This is a genomic window from Salinimicrobium marinum (assembly GCF_014651535.1).
GTDB classification, from domain to species: domain Bacteria; phylum Bacteroidota; class Bacteroidia; order Flavobacteriales; family Flavobacteriaceae; genus Salinimicrobium; species Salinimicrobium marinum.
In genome coordinates this window covers 65165-73776 of record NZ_BMXB01000017.1, presented here as the reverse complement: position 1 = coordinate 73776, position 8612 = coordinate 65165, and the positions used below count along the sequence as shown (strand labels likewise).

8 protein-coding genes are annotated in these 8612 nt (G+C 36.6%); 5 read left to right on the top strand and 3 right to left on the bottom strand.

Going from position 1 to position 8612, the window contains the following annotated elements; all coding sequences use genetic code 11:
- Both IE056_RS15795 and IE056_RS15790 read left to right on the top strand, forming a co-directional pair.
- On the top strand, positions 1-2488 hold a 2488-nt coding region (locus IE056_RS15795), incomplete at its 5' end, for an MBG domain-containing protein (protein ID WP_189605718.1).
- A 65-nt stretch (positions 2489-2553) separates the two neighbouring features.
- Entirely contained in the window at positions 2554-3435 is an 882-nt protein-coding gene (locus tag IE056_RS15790) for a hypothetical protein (RefSeq protein ID WP_189605716.1), read from the top strand.
- 436 nt (positions 3436-3871) lie between these two features.
- On the opposite strand, the gene IE056_RS15785 is transcribed toward IE056_RS15790, so the two are convergent.
- The 3 genes from IE056_RS15785 to IE056_RS15775 are packed head-to-tail and all read right to left on the bottom strand — an operon-like array spanning position 3872 to position 5403.
- Entirely contained in the window at positions 3872-4855 is a 984-nt protein-coding gene (locus IE056_RS15785) for a HipA domain-containing protein (protein ID WP_189605715.1), read from the bottom strand.
- 1 nt (position 4856) lies between these two features.
- Positions 4857-5186, bottom strand: coding sequence for a HipA N-terminal domain-containing protein (locus IE056_RS15780; protein WP_189605713.1), 330 nt, complete (start codon positions 5184-5186; stop codon positions 4857-4859).
- Positions 5187-5193: 7 nt separating this feature from the next.
- Positions 5194-5403 (bottom strand): helix-turn-helix domain-containing protein, encoded by a 210-nt coding sequence (locus tag IE056_RS15775; protein WP_189605711.1) that lies wholly within the window; start codon positions 5401-5403, stop codon positions 5194-5196.
- A 259-nt stretch (positions 5404-5662) separates the two neighbouring features.
- Between IE056_RS15775 and IE056_RS18555 the strand changes: the two genes are divergently transcribed.
- The 3 genes from IE056_RS18555 (at position 5663) to IE056_RS15760 (ending at position 8597) form a co-directional block, all read left to right on the top strand.
- Positions 5663-5806, top strand: coding sequence for a HipA N-terminal domain-containing protein (locus tag IE056_RS18555; RefSeq protein ID WP_229793784.1), 144 nt, complete (start codon positions 5663-5665; stop codon positions 5804-5806).
- A 1079-nt stretch (positions 5807-6885) separates the two neighbouring features.
- A complete protein-coding gene (locus IE056_RS15765) occupies positions 6886-7458 on the top strand; it encodes an RNA polymerase sigma factor (RefSeq protein ID WP_189605710.1) in 573 nt (190 codons plus the stop codon).
- A gap of 101 nt (positions 7459-7559) precedes the next feature.
- Positions 7560-8597, top strand: coding sequence for a FecR family protein (locus IE056_RS15760; RefSeq protein ID WP_189605708.1), 1038 nt, complete (start codon positions 7560-7562; stop codon positions 8595-8597).
- Positions 8598-8612 lie beyond the last annotated feature (15 nt).

The following is an 8612-nucleotide window of genomic DNA, read 5'->3' as shown; positions in this document are numbered from 1 at the left end:
TACGTACCAGATCACTTCCGGAGCTTTAGTAGGGAATGATAGTTTTACTGGTTCGTTGACACGTGAAGTGGGAGAAGATGTTGGTGCTTATGCAATTGAGCAGGGATCACTTGTCTTAAGCAGTAACTATGACCTTACTTATCAAGCAGCGGATTTTACAATCACAAAAGCAGAAGCCATAATCACTGCGGAAACTGTCCAATCTTTTACCTATGACGGTACAGTGAAGAATGTGGCGGCAAGCCTGAATCATTCAGAAACTCCACTGACCTATACTCCTCAACAAGGGTATACAAATGCAGGAACTTACCACGTAACAATCTCTGCTGAAGCATCCAAGAATTATGAAGCTGCTTCAGAACAAGTGTCTCTTGTTATTGAAAATGCTGAAATTAAAGAAGTTGCTTTTGATGATGCTACTTTTACTTATGATGGTTCAACTTACAGGTTGGCTGTTACAGGTCTTCCTGAGGGTGCTATAGTAGTCTATGGAAATAACGACAAGATCAATGCAGGTACTTATACGGTGACTGCAACTATAAGCAAGGACAACTATAATGATAAAGTAATGACTGCTGATCTGGTGATCCAAAAGGCCGAAGCTGTAATCACTGCACAGGCTGAACAAATTTTCACCTATGACGGGACTGTTAAGAATGTTGCGGCAAGCCTGAACCATTCAGAAACTGCATTGATTTATGCTCCTCAACAAGGATATACCAATGCAGGAACTTACCCGGTAACCATCTCTGCTGAAGCCACCAGTAATTATAAAGCTGCTTCAGAACAAGTAGCTCTTGTTATTGAAAATGCTGAAATTGAAGGAGTGGCTTTTGATGATGCTGCTTTTACTTATGATGGTTCAACTCACAAGTTGGCTGTTTCAGGACTTCCCAAGGGTGCCACAGTGGTCTATGAAAATAACGACAAAACCAATGCAGGTTCTTATACTGTGACTGCAACTATCAGTCAGGATAACCATAATGATAAAGTACTGACTGCTGACCTGGTAATAGACAAAGCAAGAGCTGTGATAACTGCAGAGGTTGTTCAGGCTTTTATTTATGACGGCACTGTGAAAGATATAACTGCCAGCCTGAACCATTCAGAAACTGCATTAACCTACGCTCCTGTAAAAGGACGTATTGATGAAGGAAGGTATATTATTAGTATTGCTTCTGCAGAAACTGATAATTTCATGGCTGCTTTAAAAGAGGTCTCCCTGGTTATACAACCAGCGGAAATCACAGGAGTAACTTTTGAAGATAATACTAAATTTGTCTACGATGGTAAAGCTCATAGTATTTTTGTAAGTGGGTTACCAGAAGGTGCAACGGTGAAGTACGAGAACAATGGTAGAACTAATGCCGGAACTTATACAGTCACTGCTACAGTAAGCAAGAAAAACAATAATAATAAAGTTTTAACTGCCAAGCTGGTTGTAAATAAAGCGCCTCAGAGCCTCACCTTTGATGAGCTTGCAGATATCGACCTCCGAAACAATGATTATCTCATGTTGGATGCCAAGGCTTCCTCCGGGTTACCTGTGTCTTACTCGTATTCATATGATTCTGAAAATCCCGCAGCAACTGTTAGTGAACGTGGATTTGTCAAACTATTGGAAGCGGGGCAAATCACCATTTCGGCAAATCAGCCAGGAAACCAAAATTATAAGGCGGCAGCTCCTGTAACCCAAACCCTAAAAGTTAGGGGTAGCCAGGCAGGATTAAATAAAGTTTTGATCAATGGAAGCACTTACTCAAATCCTTCAGGAGAGATATTTTATTTAATTGGTTGTGGTAGCTTTGAAAATGAGGTTAAAATCCAGCTGGAGCCAAAAAATGGTTCTACGGTTGATGACGAAGCTTCCTTTACAATCCCCACTCCTAATCCTGGAATTTATACCAGAACTGTTACAGTGACTGCAGAAGATGGGAACACATCAAGGTCGTACAATATAAAAATTGAAAAAACTTTCAACTTTGAAGATATTGTAATTCAGAAATTTAATAATGTCCTTCTGGTGAATAACAATCCAGAAACAAACGGAGGATACAAATTTGTAAAGTATGAATGGTATAAAAATGATAGTTACGTAGGATCAGGTCAATACTTTTCTGAAGGTCCGGGTGCTGGTGATCAACTTGATCCCAATAGCAATTTCTATGTTGTAATGACAACTGAAGAAGGGGAAGTTTTAAGAACTTGCTCTACTTCAATACAATTAAAAAGTTCTTATCAGGTATTTCTTACCCCCAATCCAGTGGATGCAGGAGGGCAACTTAAATTGCATGCCGATTTTCCTGAAGAAGAATTGGAGTCAATGGAAATCTCTCTACATACTTTGAATGGTAATGTTCTGGAACAAATAAAATCAAGTAACAAAATTACTACTATTCAGATTTCAAGCAGAATGCAGGCGGGAGTTTACATCCTTATTTGCAAAACAAAAACAAGAACTAAATCTTTAAAGTTTATTGTAAAGTAAAAAAATGATTAAATGCTACTTCTCAAATGACTTGTAGAAGTAGCACTAATTCTAGATTAAAATTTATGGAAACTACTATAAATACAGTATATAAAAGATTATCAATTTTTAAGATTCTGATAATTACGATTACCATAATCAGTTCGGGCAAAATCTACTGTCAATCAAAAAATGAGTTCTCGGTTCATTTCAAAGGACCCTTTTCCACTCTTTATTATGAACATAATCAGGATGAACAAGGCCTGGAAAATGGATTAGGTTTAGGAATAAATTACCATTATTATTTAGACAAAAACTGGAGTCTTGCAACAGGAGTTGAAATTCAATCCTTGGAAGGAAGTGTTCATTATGACTCCATTGAAGGTGCATATCAGACTGTTGATGTTGAAGGCGAAGAGTTTGAGTTCAGGTATAAACTGCAAAATTTTGCGGAAGAACAATCTGCTTACTACTTAAATATTCCTGTACGGGCACAATATGAGTCGATGGGTCGAATTCGTTTCTTTGCTGCCGGAGGGGTAAAGGTCGGGTTTAAAGTAAAATCAGAATATGAATCTGATGTTTCCTCCTTAACTACAAGTGGATACTATGAACAGTATGATGCAGAATTGACTGGACCTGAATTTATGGGGTTTGGCCAATTTGAAGAAATTGAAAATGGAAAGAAATCTCTGGATCTAAAGACAAATTACATGATGGATTTGGAATCAGGAGTGAAATTGCTCCTGGACAATGACCGATTTTTTTACATGGGGCTGTTTTTAGACTATGGACTTAGCGGTATAAGTGAAAATAATTCGGAAAATAATCTTCTTATTTACAACTCTGAAGATCCCACCTCATTTTCAACCAAAAGTATTTTGAGTACAACTGGTGATGAAAAAAATATTAATAAGGTTCGCACTGTAGCATATGGGTTAAAAATCCGTTATGCTATCCGTTTTTAAAATTCTATAGCATAAAAAAGGGCTGGCTGATTTTTTTCAGCTGGCTTTTGTGTTTATAACAGATAATATAAAAAGCCAGTTTCAGAGATTCTCCATAAATCTTTAATTCGCAATTCGCTAATCAAAGATTTTTATGTATACCGAAACGTGGATTTATTCAATCATCCGAAGACCTGGTTTTGTGTAGATTCAGGTTTGAGGATATAAAAGTAAATGGTATGTCCACAAAAGAAGTTTGGTGGGGCTCCAGCCAATACATAAATAAGAGATATACTTGCGAGATATGTAAAAAGATCAAAACTTACAATTTGACTTTCTGCCAGAGGTAAATTGACCTGTTTGCTTTTGGATACCAATCTCAACTTTTGCGCAATTGAACTTTTTGAGAGATTATTTTTTAAAGTCTTTCGTTCTTCAGCTTTATTAACGAAAAAATTTAGGACTTCAGCTTTTGCAGTTGCTTCAATCTATATTGGTAATCCTGGATATAATTGCGCTTGGTAGATTCTTCCAAAAAGGACGACCGGGTCATTCCAACGACTTCTTCCGAATTCTCCAACATACCGGTAATGATTTGATCAAATTGTCCTGGTTTCATTTCAACCTGTTCTGCCAATATTTGAAACTGTCCCGCTATAGTTGTTTGAGCCATGCTTTTGGGTAGTAGTCCTTCATCCAGAGCAAAATTACTGTCATCCACATGAATACGTGTATTTAATAAATCATAAGCCGGACTTAACCGGTGATCGCCCATAGGAGTTTCAAGAATTGCAAAATTCTTGAGATGTGCGTCCCCATTCGAGAACAAATAGTTAAATACGAGTATTTTAAAGAGTTTGGGCGTTTCAATCCGATATGCAGGTAGGAATTTTTTCATCAGGTGAAACAGCTCAAGGTAATTTCCCTCATATTTATAATGTTCGCCATGAGTTTGAGGAGTTTTGCCGGCTAGAGTGGCAAAATCTTCCTTGGCTTTTTTAGAGCCATCCGTTTCTACGTCAAAGCGCTTAGTAATATAAGCAGGAGCCTCATTTTTAAAAAAGATAAGGGCATTTTCGGCAGTTTCAATATTATAGACCTGGCGTGCAATCTGCATTGTTAAATGTTCATTGGCCGGCATTTGATCACTTTTTTTGCCGATATGAGGAATTGGTTTTAGTATATGCGTGCCTTGTTCACCTTCTTTAATGAGACGCAGTTTATTTTTCTCTAAGACTACAGAAAATTTTTCTTGTACTCCAGATATTGAAATTCGTCGTTGATTGTCTTCAAAAAGTTTATCCGTTTGACGGTTAGAGTTTGGTGCCTCATAAGGCAGAAGATGAGAAACCTTTCGACCGTCAAATACACGTTTTAAACAAGGTCTGCTGTACGTGTCAAATCCTTCTGCTAAAGTTCCGGGGCAGTGATCAATTGTCATATTATTCCTTTTTATTTTTTCTAACCGTAACAGCTCCTATCGTATCATAACGAGCAGTAGTAATAAGAATCCCGAAATAATCATCGGAATCCAATCGATTTGCTTTACATACAATTTGCCGGTTGGTTCCTTCCGGAAGCATATTGTAGAAGAAAGGGAAAAGGAATTCAGCGTGATGTTCCCCTTGAGATCGTGGCAGGGTAAGGCTGATAGATGGATTCTCCGGATCAGACAACCAAGTTTCTAAATACCGGAAGGTAAAGCTTGCGTCATCGTGCTGTTCCAGGATACCTGCTTCTTTGCCTTTATAGAGTACTGTAGCTTGCCTCATTTAGAATTTAAACTTTTTTGATCTGTAGAGTAATTTCCATTCCGAGGATATCGGTAATTTTCTGCAGGGATTTTAGAGTGGGATTAGCCTGGCCCGTTTCGATTTTATAAAGTGTGTTAATCCCGATATCAGCCATGTCAGCTAATTCTTGCTGAGTGATCCGCATGTGATCCCGACGCTGCTGAATTAAGTGTCCGATGTTTTGTATTGATTCCATTAGCTATTTAAGTTCTTCGATCCCACATTATATTGTGGGTATTGGGTGTAAAGAACGATTTAAATCAAATATACGTTTAAATCCACAATATAATGTGTAATTAGATGTTTTTTTTTGATTTAACGGTAAAAAAGGTTCCAGATACACAATATAGTGTGGATGAAAGTGCTTATGTTGAAGAATACCTAGACCAGTTTATCACCTTTTTCATTGCCTGTAAGGGAGGAAACATATAGTGATAACAGATTATTTCTCTTTTATGCCAGAAGGATGGTTATTGGACATAGCTTCCAGGAACTGGAAGATTAACAGAAACGCTCGCATGGGGCTACTTCTGGCATGCTGCAAAAACTGCATAGGTGCAGTAAGTGTTCACCCGATAACTGAAGGAAATAAAAGATAGATGTTTGTACTGCTATGAAAAATTAAGGAATTCTAACCCGAAGGACTTTCACAGGAAGTGTAGCTTGGTATTTTTTGGAACTGAAAATCCTCCCCAATTAAATTATCCATAATTGAAATGACCGCATTGGCGAAAAACGTGGTGGAACGAAGTATTGCAGTGTGATATGCATCTGAAGAACTTCTCCCCTCATCAAAAGAGGAAATATTTGATCCCTGTCACCCGCGTATGATTTATTGAATGTCTCAAAGAGCTGAATAAGAAGCAAATTGGAGGAGTATTCGCGAGGTTCAATAAAAACAAGGATCTTGCTTTTTCAATAGTAAATAAATCATTTTTGTCCCAGGAATATAAGGAAAAAATATACAAGTCTATTGGAGAGTCGTTATTCTAAATTTGAGAAGGAAGGGGAGACGAGAAATATCTAAGAGAGGTACAAACACTCCAGTTAATCTTCTCCGCCTTCAGTTTGGTGCCAGCTATTATTTTAAGCAATTTTTTCTCCTGATTCTGCGGAGATTGAATAAGAATGCTACTAGATGTCTTCTACAAATAAGTCAGGTTTTGTCTTTATCCCACTTTCAGAATTTCTTCATTTATGAAGAACCCAGGGATCGAATTTTTGTTGAGAGGAGTAGGAAGAAAAGAAAAGAGAAAAGAAAAGGATATAAACAAATGCCTGGTATAAAATGTTCTGAAGGTTGAAGAATGAATGAGTTTTGGGTTATTTCTTTATTAAGAATTGCTTTCCGATGTATTCTATGATTGATATGGTTGGTATAACAAAAAGTTTAAAATATTTTACGGCATAAATGAAGGCTACTGATATGGAAAATCTATAGGTAATAATGTGAAGTTGTGAATTTTGACCGGCTATAATTGTTATCTCTTAATTAAAATGTACGGGTGTTGAAAATACCTTAAGACCCACTTGTAGTGCTTGATTTATGAATATCTAAATTGCTAGAGAGAGGAACTAACGGTATTACCAGGCATTTTCAGGTTGATGATAATTTAACAAAAAAATAATTTACCTTAGCCCATCTTGGAAATTTTTTACCTATCAACGAAGGAATTTAATGAGCAGTAATGACTATCATACTTTAAAAGATTCAGAGTTATGGATGGCTTTCTGTGATGGTGAAAGAAAGGCCCTGGAAGAAATTTACAGCCGTAATATCAACATGCTTTACAGCTATGGTGCTAAAATCACTTCAGACACAGCTCTTGTTGAAGATTGTATTCAGGAGGTTTTTATTACACTCTGGGAGAAGAGAAAAAGACTTCGAACTACAAATTCCATTAAATTTTACCTGTTTAAATCCCTAAAAAGAAGAATATACCGAAAATTAAAAGAATCCAAGAAATTGGGCTTTCGGTACGATTTTTCAGATCCATTTTTAGCTACCACCTTCAAGAATGAACCTGCCGGGGAAGAGATGGATGAGCAAACGGTAAAGAAGATAAACGACAGTTTGAATAAGTTGACCAACCGGCAAAAGGAGATTATCTACTTGAGATTCTATGCTAAGTTAGATTTTCAAGAGATTGCTTCCGTCATGGAACTTTCTGTAAAAGCTACTTATAAACTCCAAGCCCGCGCAATACAAAGGCTGAAAGATAACTTTTTATTTAATTTCACATTTTTTTGAAAAAAATTGTGAAATTGATGGGGTAAAATCTAGAAATTGTGCATTTACTGTTAACAAACTAGTTGAATTTCGCGCGTTTTTCATCTAAATATTTAATTCAAATGAACAATTACGAAAGCTACAAGGCTGTCGATTTTATTGCAGATGACTATTTTCTTAACTGGGTTTTATCACCTAACCCTGAGAATAAGATTTATTGGAAACAGTGGTTAACAGAACATCCTGATAAACAGGTTGAAGTACAAAAAGCAATAGCTATTGTAAAATCTTTAAAATTCAGGGAAGAACCTTCTTTAAATTCCTTTCAGAAGGCAAGGTTACTTGAGAAGATTAATTCCAGAATTGATCAAATAGAGAGTAATAAGAAAAGTAATGTCTATGCTATTCATCCCATGAAAAATAGATTGCGTTTTATGGGTGGGATTGCAGCTAGCCTGGTAATTGTGGCAATTTTAAGCTATTTCTTTATAAATATTTCGGACACAACGACTGTAGATACAGATTTTGCGGAAAAGAAAGAAATAGTTTTGCCAGATGGTTCTTTAGTGATTATTAATTCAAATTCTGAAATCTCTTACGCCAGCAATTGGGAAAATAAATCGGAACGGGAAGTATGGTTGGAGGGAGAAGCTTTTTTTGAGGTCGAGAAGGCAACAGGAAAAGACTCTCAACCAAAAACTTTTATTGTGCATTCCGGTAATGTTGAAGTACAGGTTTTAGGTACTACTTTCAATGTAGGAGATAGAAGAGGAGAAACAAAGGTTACTCTTTTAACTGGAAAGGTAAAACTAGAGAATAAGCTGAATAAAGATGCCGAACCGCTCTTTCTGGAGCCGGGAGAACACGCGGAAATTTCTACGGAAGATAAGGTACTAAAGAAATCAAAAGTTGACGCCCAAAAATATGCAAGCTGGGTAAATAACAAACTGATTTTTGAAAATGCCGAGTTATTAGAAATAAAACACGTTTTGCAGGACAATTTCGGTCTGGAAGTAATCTTTGAAGACCAGAATTTGCTTAAACGTAAATTCACAGGTATTATTAAAACTGATAATATTGAGGAGTTTTTGCGTACTCTCGAACTTTCATTTGATGTAAATGTTACAAAAGAAAATGGAAAAATAATTTTCCAACAGTAACTAACAAAACTATCT

Bases quoted from the DNA above. Each gene is read 5' to 3' on its own strand.
- IE056_RS15765 (WP_189605710.1), top strand. From the start codon at position 6,886: ATGAGCAGTAATGACTATCATACTTTAAAAGATTCAGAGTTATGGATG.
- IE056_RS15785 (WP_189605715.1), bottom strand. From the start codon at position 4,855: ATGACAATTGATCACTGCCCCGGAACTTTAGCAGAAGGATTTGACACG.
- IE056_RS15775 (WP_189605711.1), bottom strand. From the start codon at position 5,403: ATGGAATCAATACAAAACATCGGACACTTAATTCAGCAGCGTCGGGAT.
- IE056_RS15790 (WP_189605716.1), top strand. From the start codon at position 2,554: ATGGAAACTACTATAAATACAGTATATAAAAGATTATCAATTTTTAAG.
- IE056_RS15760 (WP_189605708.1), top strand. From the start codon at position 7,560: ATGAACAATTACGAAAGCTACAAGGCTGTCGATTTTATTGCAGATGAC.
- IE056_RS18555 (WP_229793784.1), top strand. From the start codon at position 5,663: ATGCCAGAAGGATGGTTATTGGACATAGCTTCCAGGAACTGGAAGATT.
- IE056_RS15780 (WP_189605713.1), bottom strand. From the start codon at position 5,186: ATGAGGCAAGCTACAGTACTCTATAAAGGCAAAGAAGCAGGTATCCTG.